General features: G+C 64.9%; 19 protein-coding genes and 1 tRNA gene. 16 read left to right on the top strand and 4 right to left on the bottom strand.

Annotation, left to right across the window (positions count from 1 at the left end; genetic code table 11):
- Positions 1-28 precede the first annotated feature (28 nt).
- The 3 genes from gatC (at position 29) to gatB (ending at position 3,369) form a co-directional block, all read left to right on the top strand.
- Positions 29-316 (top strand): Asp-tRNA(Asn)/Glu-tRNA(Gln) amidotransferase subunit GatC, encoded by a 288-nt coding sequence (gene gatC, locus DT069_RS06745; RefSeq protein ID WP_119459520.1) that lies wholly within the window; start codon positions 29-31, stop codon positions 314-316.
- Positions 316-1,791, top strand: coding sequence for an Asp-tRNA(Asn)/Glu-tRNA(Gln) amidotransferase subunit GatA (gene gatA, locus DT069_RS06740; protein WP_119459519.1), 1,476 nt, complete (start codon positions 316-318; stop codon positions 1,789-1,791). The genes gatC and gatA overlap by 1 nt, the downstream gene beginning before the upstream one ends.
- Positions 1,792-1,890: 99 nt before the next feature.
- On the top strand, positions 1,891-3,369 hold the full coding sequence (gene gatB / locus DT069_RS06735) for an Asp-tRNA(Asn)/Glu-tRNA(Gln) amidotransferase subunit GatB (RefSeq protein WP_119459518.1): 1,479 nt from the start codon (positions 1,891-1,893) through the stop codon (positions 3,367-3,369).
- A gap of 28 nt (positions 3,370-3,397) precedes the next feature.
- Here gatB and DT069_RS06730 read toward each other — a convergent pair whose 3' ends face one another.
- On the bottom strand, positions 3,398-3,934 hold the full coding sequence (locus tag DT069_RS06730) for a FlgO family outer membrane protein (RefSeq protein ID WP_119459517.1): 537 nt from the start codon (positions 3,932-3,934) through the stop codon (positions 3,398-3,400).
- Entirely contained in the window at positions 3,931-4,413 is a 483-nt protein-coding gene (locus DT069_RS06725) for a hypothetical protein (RefSeq protein ID WP_119459516.1), read from the bottom strand. The genes DT069_RS06730 and DT069_RS06725 overlap by 4 nt, the downstream gene beginning before the upstream one ends.
- 242 nt (positions 4,414-4,655) lie before the next feature.
- On the opposite strand from DT069_RS06725, the gene DT069_RS06720 reads away from it, so the two are divergent.
- Both DT069_RS06720 and DT069_RS06715 read left to right on the top strand, forming a co-directional pair.
- Positions 4,656-5,348: a glutathione S-transferase family protein gene (locus DT069_RS06720; RefSeq protein WP_119459515.1), complete on the top strand. Its 693-nt coding sequence runs from the start codon at positions 4,656-4,658 to the stop codon at positions 5,346-5,348.
- 9 nt (positions 5,349-5,357) lie between these two features.
- Positions 5,358-6,518: a trans-sulfuration enzyme family protein gene (locus DT069_RS06715; protein WP_119459514.1), complete on the top strand. Its 1,161-nt coding sequence runs from the start codon at positions 5,358-5,360 to the stop codon at positions 6,516-6,518.
- A gap of 123 nt (positions 6,519-6,641) precedes the next feature.
- Here DT069_RS06715 and DT069_RS06710 read toward each other — a convergent pair whose 3' ends face one another.
- The gene (locus tag DT069_RS06710; protein ID WP_119459513.1) at positions 6,642-6,848 is read right to left on the bottom strand and encodes a hypothetical protein; all 207 of its coding nucleotides are present in this window, start codon (positions 6,846-6,848) and stop codon (positions 6,642-6,644) included.
- Between the two features lie 187 nt (positions 6,849-7,035).
- Between DT069_RS06710 and DT069_RS06705 the strand changes: the two genes are divergently transcribed.
- The 6 genes from DT069_RS06705 (at position 7,036) to DT069_RS06685 (ending at position 13,575) form a co-directional block, all read left to right on the top strand.
- Entirely contained in the window at positions 7,036-7,392 is a 357-nt protein-coding gene (locus tag DT069_RS06705; protein ID WP_119459512.1) for a hypothetical protein, read from the top strand.
- A gap of 140 nt (positions 7,393-7,532) precedes the next feature.
- Positions 7,533-7,625: transfer RNA gene (locus DT069_RS06700), tRNA-Ser, on the top strand.
- Positions 7,626-8,769: 1,144 nt separating this feature from the next.
- Entirely contained in the window at positions 8,770-8,982 is a 213-nt protein-coding gene (locus DT069_RS24900) for a hypothetical protein (protein WP_425450063.1), read from the top strand.
- Positions 8,982-9,617, top strand: coding sequence for an FAD-binding oxidoreductase (locus tag DT069_RS06695; protein WP_425450062.1), 636 nt, complete (start codon positions 8,982-8,984; stop codon positions 9,615-9,617). The genes DT069_RS24900 and DT069_RS06695 overlap by 1 nt, the downstream gene beginning before the upstream one ends.
- A 63-nt stretch (positions 9,618-9,680) precedes the next feature.
- On the top strand, positions 9,681-13,256 hold the full coding sequence (locus DT069_RS06690; protein WP_119459511.1) for an adenylate/guanylate cyclase domain-containing protein: 3,576 nt from the start codon (positions 9,681-9,683) through the stop codon (positions 13,254-13,256).
- A 55-nt stretch (positions 13,257-13,311) separates the two neighbouring features.
- Positions 13,312-13,575: a nickel-binding protein gene (locus DT069_RS06685; protein ID WP_119459510.1), complete on the top strand. Its 264-nt coding sequence runs from the start codon at positions 13,312-13,314 to the stop codon at positions 13,573-13,575.
- A 318-nt stretch (positions 13,576-13,893) separates the two neighbouring features.
- Here the strand turns inward: DT069_RS06685 and DT069_RS06680 are convergent, their stop codons facing one another.
- Positions 13,894-14,232, bottom strand: coding sequence for a hypothetical protein (locus DT069_RS06680; RefSeq protein WP_425450061.1), 339 nt, complete (start codon positions 14,230-14,232; stop codon positions 13,894-13,896).
- A gap of 605 nt (positions 14,233-14,837) precedes the next feature.
- Here DT069_RS06680 and DT069_RS06675 point away from each other — a divergent pair.
- The 5 genes from DT069_RS06675 to DT069_RS06655 all read left to right on the top strand — a co-directional run bounded on the left by DT069_RS06675 (position 14,838) and on the right by DT069_RS06655 (position 19,462).
- Positions 14,838-15,230 carry a hypothetical protein gene (locus DT069_RS06675; protein ID WP_119459508.1) on the top strand — a complete coding sequence of 131 codons (393 nt, stop codon included), beginning with the start codon at positions 14,838-14,840 and terminating at the stop codon, positions 15,228-15,230.
- Positions 15,231-15,492: 262 nt separating this feature from the next.
- Positions 15,493-16,374: a FadR/GntR family transcriptional regulator gene (locus tag DT069_RS06670; protein ID WP_162913023.1), complete on the top strand. Its 882-nt coding sequence runs from the start codon at positions 15,493-15,495 to the stop codon at positions 16,372-16,374.
- Complete coding sequence (locus DT069_RS06665) at positions 16,364-17,407, top strand: TRAP transporter substrate-binding protein (protein ID WP_119459507.1); 1,044 nt, start codon at positions 16,364-16,366, stop codon at positions 17,405-17,407. The genes DT069_RS06670 and DT069_RS06665 overlap by 11 nt, the downstream gene beginning before the upstream one ends.
- A gap of 95 nt (positions 17,408-17,502) precedes the next feature.
- Positions 17,503-18,135, top strand: coding sequence for a TRAP transporter small permease subunit (locus DT069_RS06660; protein ID WP_119459506.1), 633 nt, complete (start codon positions 17,503-17,505; stop codon positions 18,133-18,135).
- Between the two features lies 1 nt (position 18,136).
- Positions 18,137-19,462, top strand: a complete 1,326-nt coding sequence (locus tag DT069_RS06655) for a TRAP transporter large permease (RefSeq protein ID WP_425450060.1) — start codon at positions 18,137-18,139, stop codon at positions 19,460-19,462.
- Positions 19,463-19,466 lie beyond the last annotated feature (4 nt).

Raw genomic sequence — 19,466 nt, 5'->3', positions numbered from 1 at the left:
ATCCCCCGTTTGTTGGAAATTGCGAACCATGTCGCTCGACAAAGCCACCGTCGCCCACATCGCGACCCTTGCTCGGATCAAGATTCCGGATAGCGACCTCGAACATCTCGCCGGCGAGTTGAGCCAGATCCTCGGCTGGATCGAGCAGCTGGGCGAGGTCGATACGACCGGCGTCGAGCCGATGACCGGCGTCGTGCAGATGGATCTGCCGCGCCGCGCCGACGTCGTCACCGATGGGAACATCCGTGACAAGGTGCTCGCCAACGCGCCGGAGCCGGCGCACGGCTTCTTCACCGTGCCAAAGGTCGTCGAATAATGGCGGCACTCACCGATCTTACCATGGCCGCGGCCCTCGATGCGTTGTCGAAGGGCGAATTTTCCGCGCGCGAGCTGACGGAGGCGCATATCGCGGCGGTCGAGGCCGCGCGTCCGCTCAACGCCTTCATCACCGAGACGCCGGACCGGGCGCTGGCGATGGCCGAGGCTTCGGACACCCGGCGGCGGAACGGGGAGGCGAGCCCGATGGAGGGCCTGCCGATCGCGATCAAGGATCTGTTCTGCACCGAGGGCGTGCTGACCACGGCCGGCTCGCACATCCTCGACGGATTTACGCCGCCCTACGAATCCACCGTGACGACGAACCTCTGGCGGGCCGGCGCGGTGATGCTCGGCAAGGTTAATATGGACGAGTTCGCGATGGGCTCGTCCAACATGACGAGCTACTACGGCAAGGTCGAGAATCCGTGGCGACGCAAAGGGAACAACCGGCCGCTGGTGCCGGGCGGCTCTTCGGGCGGTTCGGCCACGGCGGTGGCGGCACGGGTCGCGCTCGGCGCGACCGGCACGGACACCGGCGGCTCGATCCGCCAGCCGGCCGCCTTCTGCGGCATCGTCGGCCTCAAGCCGACCTACGGCCGCTGCTCGCGCTGGGGCATCGTCGCGTTCGCCTCGTCGCTCGACCAGGCCGGGCCGATGACCCGGACGGTGCGGGACGCGGCGATCATGCTGGGCGCGATGGCCGGCCATGATCCGAAGGATTCAACCTCCGTCAACCGGCCGGTGCCGGACTACAAGGCGGCGCTGACCGGCGATATCCGGGGCCTCAAGGTCGGCATCCCGACGGAGTACCGGGTCGACGGCATGCCGGCCGAGATCGAGCGGCTCTGGGCCCAGGGCATCGAGTGGCTGAAGGCGGCCGGCGCGGAGCCGGTCGAGATCTCGCTGCCGCACACGAAATATGCGCTGCCGACCTACTACATCATCGCCCCGGCCGAGGCGTCCTCGAATCTCGCGCGCTATGACGGCGTGCGGTTCGGCCTGCGCGAGCCGGGCGACAGCCTGGATGCGATGTATGAGGCAACGCGCGCCGCAGGCTTTGGCACGGAGGTGAAGCGCCGCGTGCTGATCGGCACCTATGTGCTGTCGGCCGGCTATTACGACGCCTATTACCTGAAGGCCCAGCGGCTGCGCAGTCTGATCGCCCGTGACTTCACGCAGGCGTTCGAAGACGTCGACGTGATCCTGACGCCGAGCACGCCGAACACGGCCTTTGCCGCGGGGGAGAAAATGGACGACCCCGTCGCCATGTATCTCAACGATGTATTCACTGTGCCGGTCAACCTCGCCGGGCTGCCGGGCATCTCGGTGCCGGCCGGGCTTTCGGAGGACGGGCTGCCGCTCGGCTTGCAGCTCATCGGCCGCGCCTTCGACGAGGAGACGGTGCTCAAGGTGGGCGAGGTCTTGGAGACGGCGGCGAACTTCACGGCGCGGCCGGGGCATCAGTCGGCCTGATGAAAGGAGCCTCATGCTGAGCTTGTCGAAGCATGGGGCCGCGTAAATCCACCCTCCCATGGAGGAGGGGGCACAGACTATGAAAACGGACACCGAACGATGACGGAAACGAACGGATCCATAATTGAGGGCCGGACCGGCCCGTGGGAGATCGTCCTGGGGCTCGAGGTGCATGCCCAGGTGGTGTCCAATGCCAAGCTGTTCTCCGGCGCGGCGACCGAGTTCGGCGCCGAGCCGAACACGCAGGTGAGCCTCGTCGATGCGGCGATGCCGGGCATGCTGCCGGTGATCAATGACGTTTGCGTCGAGCAGGCGGTGAAGACCGGCCTCGGCCTGAAGGCGCAGATCAACAAGCGTTCCGTCTTCGACCGCAAGAACTACTTTTACGCCGACCTGCCGGCCGGCTATCAGATCTCGCAGTATCTGCAGCCGATCGTGGGCGAGGGCACAATCATCCTCGATCTGCCGGACGGGCGAACCCGCGAGGTCGGCATCACGCGCCTCCATCTCGAGCAGGACGCGGGCAAGAGCCTGCACGACCAGCACCCGACCAAGACTTATGTCGATCTCAACCGCTGCGGCGTTGCGCTGATGGAGATCGTCTCCGAGCCGGACATGCGCTCGGCCGAGGAGGCGGCGGCGTACCTGCGCAAGCTGCGCTCGATCCTGCGCTATCTCGGCACCTGCGACGGCAATATGGAGCAGGGCTCGCTGCGCTGCGACGTCAATGTCTCGGTGCGCCGGCCGGGCGAACCCTACGGCACGCGCTGTGAGATCAAGAACGTGAATTCGATCCGCTTCGTCAGCCAGGCGATCGAGTATGAGGCACGCCGGCAGGTCGAGCTGCTCGAGGAGGGCGGCACGGTGGTTCAGGAGACGCGCCTCTTCGACTCGGGCCGCGGCGTGACCCGCTCGATGCGCTCGAAGGAGCATGCGCACGACTACCGCTATTTCCCCGACCCCGACCTGCTGCCGCTCGAGTTCGACGACGCCTATATCGAGCGCATCCGAGCGACCATGCCGGAGCTGCCCGACGCGAAGAAGGCGCGGTTCATCGCCGATTACGGCCTGTCCGCCTATGATGCCGGCGTGCTCGTCGCGGAGCAGGAGACGGCGGCCTATTACGAGGCGCTGGTCGAGGGCGAGGGCGGCAAGACGCGCGATCCCAAGATGGCGGCGAACTGGGTGATCGGCGAACTGTTCGGCGCGCTCAACAGGGCTGGGCGGACGATCCAGGACTCGCCCGTCTCGTCGGCGGAGCTGGGCGGGCTGCTCGACCTCATCGCCGACGACACGATTTCAGGGCGCATCGCCAAGGACGTCTTCGCCGACATGGTCGAGACCGGCAAGCCGGCGGGCGAGATCGTCGAGGCGAAGGGCCTGCGCCAGGTGACCGACAGCGGGGCGATCGATTCGATGATCGACGAGGTGCTGAGCCGGAATGCCGACAAGGTCGCCGAGTACAAGGCCGGCAAGGACAAGCTGTTCGGCTTCTTCGTCGGCCAAGTGATGAAGGCGACCGGCGGAAAGGCGAACCCGAAGCTTCTGAACGAGCGGCTGCGGGAGAAGCTGCAATAGCCTGCTGCGCGTTTCCCTGTGGTCCCCGCTACTGAGGGGACCAGTAGGCCCAGTAGTTGCCGGCGAAGGGCCATTCGGAGAATGCGACCGGAATTGTGGTGTCATGCGACGCCAGGACGATGCCGGTGACCACGTCGATGAGCCGCACATTCAGGAGGACATAGTCGGTCGCCGCGACATAGGAGCCGACGAGCGCTGCCTCCGCCAGCACGCGCTCCGCGACCTCCTGGGCGTCGTCGGACAGGACGAAGGGGCCGCCCGGCTTCACCGCGATTCCCTCGCGGAGCCGGACCTCGACCACGGGATAGCCGCGCTGCACGAGCCGCGACGCCGTCTGCTCGGCCAGCATCTGCCCCAGCGCGGTCGGCACCTCGAGCCGGCCGACAGGCGAGAAGGTGGCGTAGACGATCGGGCTATCCGGCTCGATGCTGTCCTCCGCTCCCTCGATGAGCGCGTCGGCCGCGGCGTAGGAGGCCGTCAGGAACTCGGTTCCGGGCTGTTCCTTGCGCGCACAGGCGGCGAGCAGCGCGACCGCCGCAAGCAGGATCAAAGCCGACCGCGTCATCCGCTGACCCTCAGCACGAGACCGGAGGGCGATCGGTCGCGTTCTTGCGGCTGAAGGATTCGCCGGGCGGCCGCGACATAGCGATCCTCTATCGCCAGCAGGCAGAGGACGACCGTCTCCGCCGTCGGGTCGGGACCAACCGATACGGCGCCGCGCGGCCGTTCGGCCGTGCCGGAGGTCGAGACGCGGCAATGGAGAGCAGTGGGCGAATCCTCCTCCGCGGCGACCGGGACGCCAGCGAGCACGAACTCCGCCAACAGGATGTCATACAGATCGACCGGGACGGCGCTGTAAACCGGCATCAGCGAAACCGGCAAGTCCGCCTCCCGCTCCTCCAGGACATCGGCGATTTCCGAGGCGATGCTCGCCGCGACCGCACGCCACTCCTCCGGCCCCGGCACCGCGGCGGCGGCCGGCGTACGTGGGTCAATGGGGTCCGGATCCGAGCTGCATCCGGGAAGGAGAGCAACGCCGGCCACAAGCCATCGACAGCAGGATAGTATTTTTCTCAAACCTGCCATAAATACACCATATCGTCGGTCTCTGGGCCGGGCAATCGAATATTGGCCAAATATTCGGGCAATGGACCGCTCGCATCGTCGACCGGTTTTGGGCAGATTTGATGCTGCCGGGAAGCTTTGCATCGCCGACTGCCCCCATTGCGCGGCGCTCCCATCCGGGCTAACTCCGGAGGAAACCATGATTTGCAGAGGGACGCGTGATGATTGAGCTCTATTCCTGGCCGACGCCGAATGGCCACAAAGTCCATATCATGCTGGAGGAGGTGGGGCTTCCCTACACCATCCACGCCATCGATATCGCCGCCGGCGATCAGTTCGACCCGGAGTTCCTGAAGATCAGCCCGAACAACAAGATGCCGGCGATCGTCGATTCGGACGGGCCCGGCGGGCGGCCCTATTCACTGTTCGAGTCCGGCGCTATTCTGATGTATCTCGCCGAGAAGACCGGCAAGCTGCTGCCGGAGGAGACGCGGGCGCGCTATGACGTGATCCAGTGGCTGATGTTCCAGATGGGCGGCGTCGGGCCGATGCTGGGGCAGGCGCATCATTTCCGCCAGTACGCGCCCGAGAAGATCGATTACGCGATCCAGCGCTACACCAAGGAGGCTGGTCGGCTCTATGGCGTGATCGACCGCCGGCTGAAGGATCACGATTATCTCGCCGGCGACTATTCGATCGCCGACATCGCGAGCTTTCCCTGGCTGCGGTCGCACAAGAACCAGGGCCAGAACCTCGAGGACTATCCGAACCTGAAGCGCTGGTTCGATGCCATCGCGGCGCGACCGGCGGTGCAGCGTGGCCTTCAGGTCCTGTCCGACCGCAGCCGTTCAGGGCCGATGGGCGAGAAGGAGCGCGAGATGCTGTTCGGTGCGGCGCAGTATCAGCGGCGCTAGCGTGTTCGAATGACCGACAAGCTGCACCTCCAACCGGCGACCAAGGCCGCACAGGCGCTGGGGCGGCACGAGCCGACGACCGGCGCCGTGACGCCGCCCCTGCAGCCGGCCACCACCTTCGCGCGGGGGGCCGATTACGGCCTGCCCGACGGGCGCAGCTATGCGCGCCCTTCCAACCCTACCTTCGAGCCGCCGGAAGCACTGCTGACGGCCCTCGAGGGCGGCGCTACGGCGCTGCTGTTCGGGTCCGGCATGGCGGCAGCGACGACGGTGTTCCAGGCGCTGGTGCCCGGCGACCATGTCGTCGCGCCGCGGGTGATGTATTGGGGCCTGCGCGATTGGCTGCTCGGCTTCGCGCGCGATTGGGGGCTGTCGGTCGATCTCGTCGACATGACCGACCTCGGCGCGCTGGCCGCCGCCATGCGGCTGGGCCGGACCCGGCTGGTCTGGATCGAGACGCCGGCCAACCCGACCTGGTGCGTCACCGATATCGCGGGTGCCGCCGCGATCGCGCATGGGGCAGGGGCCCGGCTCGCCGTCGACAGCACGGTGGCGACGCCGGTCTTGACGCGGCCGATCGAGCATGGCGCCGACCTCGTGATGCATTCGGCGACGAAATATCTGAACGGTCACAGCGACGTGCTTGCCGGTGCGCTGGTGACCGCCCGCGCCGACGCCCTTTGGGAGCGGATCCAGGCGGTGCGCGCCCAGGGTGGTGCGGTGCCGGGAAGCTTCGAGGCCTGGCTGCTGCTGCGCGGTCTGCGGACGCTGTTCCTGCGGGTGCGCGAGAGCGCCGCCAGCGCCCAGGCGATTGCCGAGCATTTCTCAGGCCATCCCAAGCTCAAGGGCGTGCTCTATCCCGGATTGCCCGGCGATCCGGGCCACGTGGTCGCCCGGCGTCAGATGACCGGCGGGTTCGGCGGCATGTTGTCGATCCGGGTGGCAGGTCAGGGATCAGGCGCCGCCGCGGCGGCGCTGGCCGTCGCCGGCCGTGTGCGGGTCTGGACGCGGGCCACCTCGCTCGGCGGCGTCGAAAGCCTGATCGAGCATCGCGCCAGCATCGAGGGCGCCGACAGCCCCGCGCCGCCCGATCTCCTCCGGCTTTCCGTCGGGATCGAGGACTCGCGCGATCTGATCGCCGATCTCGATCAGGCGCTCGACGCCCTTTAGGGTGATTGTTGCCGCCCCTAGGAATCGACTATAATGCCTTGATTTTAAATAGAAATTTATTAACCGTCGGATGACGGAAAACGCCGTCCCGGCCCAGCGGCGCGCCCGATTCCTTTGGCGCCGTCAGGCGATCGCCGATCGCGGCGAGCTGTTCTGGAACGGAACCACGTCCGCCTTGGCATTCTGCGGCAGCAAAGCCTCCAATTGCCGCCTTGCGAGCTCGAGGCTGGCCAGTTCACGGGCATCCTCGCGGTCGATCACCTCGATGCAGCTCAGCTTGTTCTCGACCAGGTCGATCAGGGTCTCGATGACACGTTTGGACAGAGGCATAGCCTTCTCCTCAGGTCTAACTGACGCCGCTAACTTTTTGATCTAATATTTAAAATCTCATGAACGATGCCTTAGCGGCAGGGTGCCGGGTGTGACGTCGACGGCACCCCGTTAAAGGCTCTTTAAGCGCGATGGCGCCATCCTGCGGAGCCGGGCCCGATCGGGTCGCAACGCAGGGATGAGCCACATGGCGATCGCCGATCTCCTCAAGCCTGCTGTCGAAATGGAGGACGTGGAGTCTCCGGAGGCCCGCCGCCGGCTGAGCGAAAAGGTCCTGTCCGCCTTCAACTATGCCTATGCGATCGGCGAGCGCGACATCGCCCGCCGCCTGCATGACGCTTTGGCCGTGGTAGAGGCGCTGAACGCCGGGTCGCCGTCGCAGCAGCGCGCCGGCGGTGCGCTGAAGCAGGCGGAGCTCTGGGTTGCCTATATCGAGGCCCGCAACAGCTATCACTCGACCGCCCGCAACGGCCGCGACGCCAGCAAGGCGCTGGCCGCGCTCGAGGCGATGAAGGACGCCTACAAGCGCTGGAGCTTCAGCTGAGCGCCGGCGCCGTCGGCTGCCCCGAAACCCTCCGCCGCCGATTGCCGCCGCCATTTGTCGACGCCATTTGATTGACAAGCCGACGGCCGGCTCTTAGAAGGGCTGTCGCGCATACGCCGTGGCGCAAGCCGCTCATGTGCGGAGGGGTGGCCGAGTGGCTGAAGGCGGCGGTTTGCTAAACCGTTATACGGTGATAAGCCGTATCGTGGGTTCGAATCCCATCCCCTCCGCCAACTATCTTTCTGAACCCGTTCTTCGGGTTAGCCGATCTGCTTGAAGCAGGCCAGGAACTGCGCGGGTTTGACGCAGAAGCTCTGGACTCCGACTCTTTGAGGGAGCGGCGATTACGGGATGAGCGTCGGGTCATTCCGCGACCAGTGATGGCTGGCGACGCATCCCGGCTTCCAACTATCCTCCTTTCGCCCTAGCGGCCCGGTTGGCCATCGCCCGCCCGCAGCTCCTCCACAAGGCGCAGATCGCCGCCACCATGACGCAGGACTGTCAGGCGCTAGGACGAGACGGCCCGAAGATGCCGGCGCATGTCGCCTGAAACCGTCGGCGCTGTTCGGAAATTCCAAGCGGCCTCCGCTACCACGCAACCCCGCTGGAGCGGCTGTGTTGCTATGACGAACCCGCCCTACCGGGGCAGGCGTGCGCGGCCTTCGGATCGAGAGGGATGTGATGGGACAATGGCTGGTGACGATCAGAAAGCGAGTGCTGGGGCATCGCCAAGAGGTGCCGGAAGATGGGCCACCTCGGGAATGCGATTTGCAAGAGCCAGAAACGCTGGTCATCAACATGCACCCCGCTACATATGTTCGGCAGGAGCGGGAGGCGGGCTACGAAATCGTTGTGCTATGGGCCATGCCTGCCGACACATCCGCTGGAGAATCATAGTTCAAGCTGCGTTCGCGGGGCCGCTTACCTGCATCAGTGGGGTTATAGGGCGCTCGACTGCCTGAAATTCGCCCGCCCGGTCAGTGCCGCGGCGGTTTGTTCATGCCCGGATCATGCGGCGCGGGTCCAAGGTCGGCGGCTCAGCTTGTTTCAGGAACAGCAGCAGCATGAGGCACCCGAGCTAACCACTCAAGCTGATGAGAGGGCGACCGCGCAGCCGGTTCGCCGAGATCCTCCGGACGCTACCGAAACGCAGGGCGCAAGTGTCAGGACGTCGTTCGGTGAGATCTCGGGGGCTGGTTCGAGCCCTCGGCTCCTTGCCTATCGTCTTGGAACGGCGCATCGTCGGTTTCTAGAAGGCGTCAACTGGCGCATCTCGGCCTAAAGGGACAAGCCGATCTTGACGCATGTGCCTGCGCCGGACCCCGGCGACGGACCGTATGCCGGAGTTTGGCTCAAGCCTCAGCATTGGAGATACAGATGCTTGGTGAGCCGGAAATTCAGGAGCTTCGAAGTGCTCTGCGCGGCAATGTGATGGGGCCATCGGATCAAGGCTACGAAGAAGCCCGGCGACTCTACAACGCCATGATCGACAAACGACCGGCATTGATCGGGCAGTGCACGGTCTCCTCATCGCTATCCGCGGCGGCGGCCACAACGGTGGCGGGCTGGGTAGCTGCGATGGCGGGCTGATGATCGATCTGTCGCAGATGAAAGGGGTGCGGGTGAACCCCGAACTGATCTCGTGCTACGACGGTTCCGAGGAAGAAGGCGTCGCGGCAATGCGGCCAGTGCGAGAGACCCTGCCGCCGCCTTTGCTCGACGGCATGGCGACCATGCCGTTCCCTGCCCTGCAGGGACTGTTCGATCCCCTGCTGCCGCTCGGCCTGCAATGGTACTGGAAGGGCGATTTCGTGAAGGATCTGCCCGACGAGGCCATCGACGCGCATCTGGAGCAGGCCGCGAAGACGCCGAGCGAGCTGTCACTGGTGCATCTCTATCCGATCGATGGCGCGGTGCATCGCGTGGCGGCGGATGCGACGGCGTGGAGCCCGCGCGACGCAACGTGGTCGATGGTGATCGCCGGCATCGACCCCGATCCGGGCAAGGCGCCCTATCTGAAACGTTGGGCACGGCAGTACTGGGAAGCCGTGCACCCGTTCAATCTCGAGGGAGGCTACGTCAACTTCATGATGCAGGATGAAGAACCATCGCGTGTGCAGGCGACGTACGGCGCCAACTATGAGCGGCTCGCCGGGGTGAAGAGTCGATATGATCCCGAGAACCTGTTCCGCGTGAACCAGAACATCCCGCCTGCCGCGTCGTAGCGGTTGAGCGGGGGATTCGCTCCCCTTTGGTGTCGACGCTCCCACTGGTTGCGAGCTCATGGCATGAGCACCTCGATAGAGAACTGGCTGGGCGAGCTCAAACTCGGGCAGTACGCGGAAGCCTTCGTCGGGAATGACGTCGACGTCCGGGCACTTCCGCACCTGACAGAGACCGACCTGCGCGAGCTCGGCGTTTCACTCGGTCACCGGAGGATCCTGCTCGCGGCAATCGCCGAGCTCGCGACCGAGCTCAAGGCGCAGCCGGGTCCCGGGGGCAATTCCGCCGCCATGGAGCCTGGGCCGTCGTTCCCTGGGCCGTCGTCCAAGGAGCCGTCGAAAGAAGCCGAGCGCCGCTTTCTGAGCGTCCTGTTCTGCGACCTCGTAGGCTCGACCGAGTTATCGCAACGGCACGATCCCGAAGACATGCACGATCTGATGCGGCGTTACCAGGACGCTGTGGCGGGCGCAGTGACCCGCTATGGCGGCCACGTGGCCAAGTACCTCGGCGATGGGGTGCTGGCGTATTTCGGCTGGCCGATGGCTTATGAGGACCATGCGGAACGGGCCGTGCGCGCCGGCATGGAAGCGCTCGCCGCGGTGCAGACGATCCGACTGCCGGGCCAAGCCACTCTCGCGGCGCGGGTCGGAATCGCCACCGGCCATGTCGTCGTCGGCGATCTGGTCGGCCCGAGCGGACGCGAGGAAGGCGCGATTGCGGGCGAGACTCCCAATTTGGCGGCACGGATTCAGGCGACCGCAGAGCCCGGGCAGCTGCTGGTGGCATCCGAGACATGCAAGCTCATTGGCAGGGCCTTCGAGCTCGAGGATCGGGGAAAACAACAACTCAAGGGTTTCGAGCAGGCGGTGCCCGTCTTTCGGATCCTTGATGAACGGCATGTGGAGAGTCGTTTCGAGGCGACGCGCGGCGGCCCCTTATCGGCCTTTGTCGGCCGGGTGCATGAACTCGGCATGCTTCGGGAGCGCTGGGCGATCGCCCGAACTGGTCGGGGACAGACAGTCTTCGTCACCGGTGAAGCCGGCATCGGCAAGTCGCGGCTCGTGCAAGCGTTGGCCGAGCACGCGGCGCAGGTGCCGCACGAGCTGATCCGGCTGCAATGCTCTCCCTATCATACGCACAGCACGCTGCATCCGGTGATCGAGCGCCTGCGGCTGTTGGCGGGCTTTGTCGCTCAGGACGCGGCAGCCGCACGCATCGAGAAGCTGGAGCGCCTCCTGCGCGACCTATACGAGGATATCACCGCGGTAGCGCCGATCTACGCCGAGCTGCTGTCGGTCGACACGGGAGACCAGTATCCGAGGCTCAACCTCGTTCCTCATGACCTCAAGGAGCAGACTCTGGCCATGCTGGTCGATCGATTGGTTCTGCTCGGACAACGCTCGCCGGTTCTGATGATCGTCGAGGATGCTCACTGGATCGATCCGACGACCGAGGAGGTGCTCCGGCGGGCGACCGCCCGTATCGCCAATCTGCCGGTCATGATGGTAACGACGCACCGGCCGGACTGGCGCGCCGACTGGGCTACGGACTTCAGCCACGCTGCTACCCTGTCCATCAGTAGGCTCGATCGCACGCAGATCGCCGAGCTGGTGAGCAACATCCTTGGCGCCGTGCCGAGGAACACGTTGGTTGACGACGTCATGTCGCGTACCGATGGTATTCCTCTGTTCGTCGAGGAACTGACGCGAGGGTTCCTCGAGCGCCAAGGCGCGGGTGAGGCAGATACCGTCGCCATCCCGGCGACCTTGCAGGGATCGTTGATGGCGCGGCTTGACCGGCTGCCCAGCACGGCCAGGCATGTTGCCCTCGTCGCCTCGGTGATCGGGCGGGAATTCAGCAAGGGGCTCCTGAGGAAGGCGACCGGGCGGGACGACTCGGCTCTGGCGGAGGCTCTGGAGCATCTTGGGCGAGCCCAGCTCGTGGTGCCGAGCGGTGTCGTTCGGGGCGCCTATGTGTTCCGCCACGCCTTGATCCAGGACGTAGCCTATCAGGCTTTACTCAATCGCACCCGCCGGCACCATCACCGCCACATCGGCGAGATCCTACTCGCGGACCATGGTGAGGTTGCGGAGACGCAACCAGAGCTGATCGCGCACCATTTCTCGGAGGCCGGACTGCCCGAGCAGGCTCTGCCTTTCTGGACGCGCGCGGCGGAGCGCGCGCTCAAGCGGTCGGCGAACTACGAGGCGGTCAGTCATTGTGAGCACGTGCTCGCAACGGCCGCGGAACTTCGGGATTCCGACGCGAAGGGGTGCCAGGCGCTCAGAGCCCGGCTACTCCTCGGTCGCGCTCTGGAGGCCGCTGGCCGCCTTTCGGATGCGCTTATTCACCTTCGCGCCGCGGCGCAGATGGCGCGCGAGCGCGGCGACGTGGCCGCTTTCGTCGAGGCCGCGATGGGCTTCGACAACAGTCTTTTCCTGTCGAACGAACCGGTCGATGAAGGCATCGCGCTCCTCGAGGAGGCCTGGACGCAGCTCGCCGATGGTGATGAGAGGATGCGATGCCAAGTTACCAGCCGCCTCTCCCGTGCCAATCTGCTCGCCGGCAACGCCACACGCGCCATGACCTACAACCGCCAAGCCCTGGAGCTGGCGCGGCGGATCGATGATCGTATGGCGCTCCTGAACAGCCTCATCAGCGGCTTCTTCTTCCCGGCCAGTGCCAGGTCCACGTCTGATCTGGCCGACTGGCGCGTACGCATCGACGAAATGTTCGCGCTGGCGGATGCCTTGGACGACGATGATTCGCGGGGCCGCGTTCTCAGCTTGGACGTATACGTCTCGGCCGAGATGTGCGACCGCGCGCGTATGGACGAGGCTCTCGAGAAGCTATCCGTCCTGGGCGAGGGGCGGCAGCGGATGCTGATACAATGGATCGCCCGGCACGGGCGCGCCATGCAGGCCATCCTCGAAGGCGATCTCGCGACCGCTGAACAACACGCCGAGGCAGCCCTGGAAATGGGGCATCGGACCGTGGGCGAACAGGTGGAGGGCATCTACGGCATTCAGATGTTCACGATCCGCCGCGAGCAGGGGCGGCTCGCCGAGGTCGCGCCGGTCATCAAGCGGCTTCTGGACGAAAACCCCGACCGGGCGGCTTGGAAACCGGGCTTCGCGCTGATCGCCTGCGACCTGGGCTTTCAGAAGCCGGCGCGCAGGATGTTGGACGAGCTCGCGGAGGCCGAGTTCGCCTTCCCGCTCGATGCCAAGCACAGCACGACGCTGGCTTATCTGGCCGAGGTTTGCGTCGCGCTTGAGGACGAGGCGCGCTCGGAGCAGCTTTACGAGCTGTTGACCCCCTACAAGGACCTCACCGTCACGGCAGGAGTCACGACCGTCTGCTACGGTGCCGCAGGGCGCTATCTCGGCGCACTAGCCGGCGTTCTCGGCAATTGGGACGCCGCCGAGGAGCACTTCGAAGCGGCGCTCGCGACCAATCGTGCGATGCGTGCCTGGCCGTGGCTCGCGCATACGCAATACGCACATGCGCAGATGCTGCGCCGTTGCCGCCGGGACTGCGACGCAATGCGTGCACGCGCGTTGATGGATGAGGCATTGGAGACGGCGATCCGGCTTGACATGGTGGCACTGAGGCGCAAGCTACGCAGCCACGAACATTGAGCGAACAACACGTGTTGGCGCTGCGCGGTGGGGCCGGCACATCGGAGGCGAGACCATGCCGAGATTTATCATTGAGCGGAACTTCGCCGAGGAGCTGGAACTGGCCGCATGGGAGGAGGGGAACGACCGCATCGAACGCATCAACGACGAGGAAGGGGTCAAGTGGATCTTCTCATTCCTGAGCGCAGACAAACGGAAGACCTACTGCCTCTACGAGGCGTCCGACGCCGATGCTATTAGGCGGGCGGCGGCCCGCGCGAACATCCCGGCCGATGTCATCACAATGGTCGACGAGGTCAATCCGGCAATGTTCGCGTGATTTGAGAGGACAGGTGCGTCATCGTGCGGAGCGCAGCCGTCCTACTTCGCACAGTCCGGGTTGGGTCAGAAAGCGAAGTAGCAGCAGGCAGCGTTTTATTTCCGCTTGGAAGCTGAATTCGAACTCTCATGCTGGGTCTTGATGCCGTGAGCACGGTCGTCATCCGGGCTCGGAAGGAACGCCAAATCACGGGCTGCGAACCCACCGAGTCTAAAGGGAGCATCCCCGAACCGACAATCGGCAGGTGGCCTGCTGATCTATGCGAGGCTGACGGGAGCAGGCCGAACGCTGAGCGCGATCATTGAGCGGCAGCTCCGATCAGAATGCTCGCTGAGACGACCACTCCGCCGGGAGCGGCCGGAGAAAGTCGGCGAGAGTGGGACGCTTCAGCTGATCCCCATTGGCGATCACCTCAACGACATACGGCGCGAGCAGATTCAGCCGCAGCATCCGGCAGAGATGCGACTCGTTCACCTTCTCGGCCCCGGCCAACGCCCCGATCGAAGGATACCGGTCGCTTTCCAGCATCCGCTTCCACCCATGGGCCCGGGCGAGGGCATGAACCAGAGCATTGTCGGGACGCGATGGCTCGTTCAAGACCGGCCTGCCGATCCCGCCCGGCGTCACGACCTGCTTGCGCCCACCGCGACGCTGCACCCTACGGCCCGTTCTCGCCGCCCGAAGTGCCACCGGAACTGCTCAATCTGCAGTGGCTTCCGATCAAGTTGGATGGCGACCTGAAGAGCGAAGTGACGTATGTTGCTGACCGCATCGTCGAGGTGCTCGCCAACGTTGAACACCAAGGCCCTTGATCGTTGGCTTAGTACGGTGCCGCCCAGCGGAGAAGGTTGGACGCCAGTTCCCCTCCCTCCGCCAACGCTTGATTTTTCAACAAGATCAAGTGCGTATGAAAGTCTCGCCAAGGGCCCGGATGAGAGGCGCCGTCGTCACGGGCGGCTCCGGCTGAACTGGCACTCGACCACCGGAAACACCCGACCCGGCGGCGGACTCAGATTTGCCTCGGTCCCGACTTCGATCTGCGCGAGCCGCTGACGCTTGCACCCGCAGGCCTCGGCCGAGCCGGTGACGCCAATGTCGTGAGGGGAACCGAGGACGTGCCGCCGCAGTTTACATCCGATTAACTGCTGCTGGGCGTTTGATCCAGATCAAGGCCTCGGTGCATTCCTCGGTGCACGGTGTAACGCTGGGTGGGCAACGCTTCCTTTAGCCCCCTGCCGCAGACGCCAAGGACGAGGTAAGCAATGGCTACCGCTGTTCCAGTCGTCATGTTCAGCAATCTGAGCGAGGACACCCAGACAGGCGAAATCCTGGTGGAGCTGCACGATGCCGCGTCGGGAACTCAGTCGCTCAGCCTTCTGCGCGGCACAGCCGGCCTCCTGGCGGTATCGATCCTCAGCCACCTGCAAGCTGGCGACGAGCCCATCCCGGAAACCGCGATAACGCAGATCCCTGTGGTAACGCGATCAAGGCCAGCGGTTTCGCATAGAGGGGAGCCGTGTCTGGAGCTGCAGGTCAACCATCGGATCCCGATCGTCCTGGCGATCGCCCGAGAGACAGTTGAGGGTCTAAAGGCGGCGCTCGCCACGATCGAGGAACTTCACAGGCAGTCTGGTCGCTCCGGACCGCGTCATTAGATGACCGTAGACGATAAGGCCTCCAGCACGACATCGCCTGTCGGAGTGGGTTCGACGGCGCCGTAGCCGGACCGCATCCCCGGCTGCCACAAGCGCGCCGTCCTCGCCCATGGTCAAGGCTACGATCCCGCCGCCGCCGCTCGCGCCCCGCTACTTGACGCCGCACGATGACTGCGATGACATTGACTCTGCAATGTAAGACCTTATTGCAGTATATGTCAGACATACGCTAGAACGGTTGCGAAAACTGGAAGAGACATCAATGTCCGCCGCTCCTCCGGCCAGCAACCCGGCGCGCGACCTCGGCAATCAAGTGGCCGAGCATCTGGCGCGCGATCTGTTCTCCGGCCGCTACAGTCCGGGCGACCTCCTTCCGAAAGAAGCCGAGCTGTGCGGGAGGTTCGGCATGAGCCGGCCGTCGGTCCGCAGCGGGCTGCAGATCCTGTCGTCGCTCGGCATTGTCACGCGCGTCTCCGGACATGGAACGGTGGTTGAGGAGTATCGCGACTGGAACATCCTCGATCCGCTGGTGACGCGGTGGATGGCGCAGTACGCGCCGCCGAACCCCGAGTTCCTGCGCGAAATCTTTGAGTTCCGCCACGCGACGGAACCCTATATCGCGGCGATGGCGGCCAACCGGGCCAAGGCCCGCGATCTCCTCGCCATGGAGGAAGCCTTTACCGGCATGGAGCGATTGATCGGCGACGACGCGGATGCGCTCTGGGAAGGCCAGTCGTTCAGCGACTACGACGTCGCGTTCCACGCAGCCATTTATCGCGCGACCCACAATCTCGTCTGGGCCCAGCTCGCGCACATTCTGCGCCCCTCGATCATGCTGGTGGTGCGAACCTCGAACGATACGGCGGAAGAATTGCGCGACAGCCTGCAGCGCCACCGCCACCTCATGGAATGCATTCGCCTGCGCCGCCCGGAGGAGGCTTTCGACGCGGCCCGCCACGTCATGGCGCGTACCGCCTTCGACCTCAAGCTCGAAGCGGCGGGCAAGGCGGACGACCCGCTGCTCTTCCTGTGGAGGAGCCGGCTTCTCCCGACCTCGGGGGGGCAGGGCGATGCGGATCCCGTTCCGCCGCCGACCAACAACGACAATCATCGAAACCAGCAAGGAGGAAGCGATGTTTCGTGAGACGTTTCTAGGCGCCGTGAGGCGCATTTCGGGAGTCGCCGCGGCGACCGCAGTGGCGGTTGCCTTGGGAGGCTCGGCCCTGGCCGCCGAGTACGAATGGACGTTCCAGACCTCGGAGACGGCTGGCGAGCCGCAGTTCGAGCTGAAGAAGCAGTGGGCCGACAATGTCCAGACGATGTCCGGCGGCCGCATCAGCATCGAGATCCTGCCGACCGGCGCGGTGGTCCCGCACAACCAGACGCTCGACGCCGTCGGAGCCGGTATCCTGCAGGGGCACTTGACCGACCCGAGCTACTTCTCCGGCCGCGACCCGGCCTTCTCCATGCTGGGCAATCTGGTCGGCGCGTGGGGCGACCCGCTCGAGTTCCTTGAATATATGAAGCATGGCGGCGGCGAGGAGCTGTACAACGAACTGGTCGAGCCTTATGGCGTGCACCTGATCGGCGCTGCCGCGACCGGCCTCGAGTCGCTTCCGTCGAAGAGGCCGATCCGCGCCGTCGCGGACCTGAAGGGCCTGAAGCTGCGCGCTCCCGAGGGCATGGTCTATGACATCTTCAGCAAGGCCGGCGCCGCCCCGGTGAACCTGCCGGGCTCGGAGGTCTACACCTCGCTGGAGAAGGGCGTCATTGATGCGGCCGACTACACCGTATTCGCGACTAATCAGGCCCAGGGCCTCCACCAGTTCGCAAGATACCCGAACTATCCGGGTTTCCATTCGCTTCCGATGGTGGCGGTGTCCATCAATAAGGAGGTGTGGGACGGCTTGCCCGAGGATCTCAAGGCCATTCTCGAGACGTCGGTCGATGACTTGGCCTATACCATGGTCTTCGAGCTGAAGAAGAACGATATTGCGGCGGTCCAGGAGGCCCGCAAGGATCCGAATATCGAGATCATCGATATGCCGGCGGAAGAGCGGAAGAAGTTCCGCAACATCGCCAAGGAGGAGTGGGAGAACTGGGCATCCCGGAACGAGATGACCCAGAAGATCTACGACTCCGTCACGACCTTTCTCACCGAACGCAACCTGATGTGATCGCGTGCGGCGCGGCCGGCCGATGGCCGGCCGCGCCGTCCGTTCTTCCGGGACAAGCCGCCATATAGGGCGGCTGCCTGCCAGAGGCTTTCGCCATGAACAACGACGATCGCGAGATCAGCGACCGGCACGCGATGGAGGAGCTGTCCGACACCGACGCCGGCCAGCAGCCTATCCGCCATAGCGGGCAGGAGGGGCATCTCCGCACGGGTTTCGACCGCGCCATCGACAAGGCCGGTGTAGTATTGGCATGGCTGGTGTTCGCGGCCGCGCTCATCAGCGTCTATGAAGTGGTCATGCGCTACGCCTTCGATAACCCCACCTCGTGGGTGCATGAGACGACGGTTTTCCTGATCGCTTTGATCTTCGCGATCGGCGGCCCAGTGGCGCTTGCCCGCGACAAGCATATCCGCGTGCGGCTTCTGTATGACGCGGCGTCGCCGCGGGTACGGCGCGCCTTGGACATCTTCAACGCCCTCGCCACCCTCCTCTTTCTAGCAGGACTTACCTATGCCGGCCTTGTGATGTCGGAGAAGGCCTTCTTCAGCCCGACAGGGGCCTTTCAACTCGAACGGTCCGGGACCTCCTGGAATCCGGTCTTCCCGGCCCTGATCAAGGGCGTGATCTTGCTGGCGGCGATCATCATGGTCATTCAGACCATTCTCCATCTCGTCGGCGCGCTCCGTACCAAAGGGTACGACGACAAGCCCGCGCGCCAGGAGAATTGAGGTGGGATTTGGTCTCGACGCGCTCGGCATCGAGCTGGGTACCTATGTCCTGGTCGGAAGCATATTCCTGTTGCTGCTGACCGGGCTGCCGCTGGCCTTCGTGACGGGGCTCGTGGCGCTGGTCTTCACCTTCGGATGGTTCGGTCCGAACGCGCTGCCGCTCATCACGAGCCGCATCTACGGCTTCATCACCGAATATTCGCTGGTTGCCGTCCCGATGTTCGTGTTCATGGCGTCGCTGCTCGACCGCTCCGGCATCGCCCGCGACCTGTTCAACGGCATGCGCATCCTGGCCGGCCGGCTGCCCGGCGGGGTGGCGGTCCAGACATTGGTGGTCGCGTTCTTCCTCGCCGCCATGTCCGGGATCATCGGCGGCGAGATCGTGCTTCTCGGTATCCTCGCGCTGCCACAGATGCTGCGCCTCGGCTATGACCGCAACATCTCGATCGGCGTCGTATGCGCCGGTGGCTCGCTCGGCACCATGATGCCGCCGTCGATCGTGTTGATCATTTACGGTCTGATGGCGAGCGTCTCCATCGCCGACCTGTTCACGGCGGCGATCACGCCCGCCACCATCCTGATGCTGTCCTACGTCGCCTATGTCCTGTTCCGCTGCATCCGGAACCCCGACCTGGGTCCTCCGCTGCCGGCCCAGGAGGCCCACATGGCGGGTCGGGAGAAGCTGCAGGCGTTGAAATCGATCATTCTGCCGGCGCTGATCGCCTTCCTCGTCCTGGGCACCATCTATGGCGGGATCGCCTCGGTCACGGAGGCGGCATCCATGGGTGTCGCCGGCGTTGTCGCCGGCACCGCTCTTCGTCGCGAGCTGACCGGCCGTCTCCTCCATGAAAGCGTCGTCCAGACAATCAACACCTGCGGCATGATCGTCTGGATTGGCATCGGCGCCGCGACCTTGGTCGGCGTCTACAACCTGATGGGCGGCAATCGATTCGTGTCCAGCACGATCCTGGGCATCGACGCCGCTCCGATCGTCATCATCATGGTGATGATGCTGATCCTGATGGTCCTGGGCATGTTCCTGGACTGGATCGGGATCGCGATGCTGACCCTGCCGATCTTCGTGCCGATCGTCCAGGAGCTGGGCTACGATCCGATCTGGTTCGGCATCCTGTTCTGCTTGAACATGCAGGTCAGCTTCCTCAGCCCGCCCTTCGGGCCGGCGGCCTTCTATTTGAAGGGCGTCGCGCCGCCGGGGATCACGCTCAAGCACATCTTCGGCTCGGTCGCGCCCTTCATCATCCTGCAGCTGATCGTGCTGTCTCTCGTTCTGTTCTACCCGCAGGTCGCCATGTGGATTCTGGAGTAGCCGC

The organism is Virgifigura deserti, from assembly GCA_003576685.1.
Taxonomy (GTDB): domain Bacteria; phylum Pseudomonadota; class Alphaproteobacteria; order Dongiales; family Dongiaceae; genus Virgifigura; species Virgifigura deserti.
This window is presented reverse-complemented; position numbering and strand designations above follow the sequence as displayed.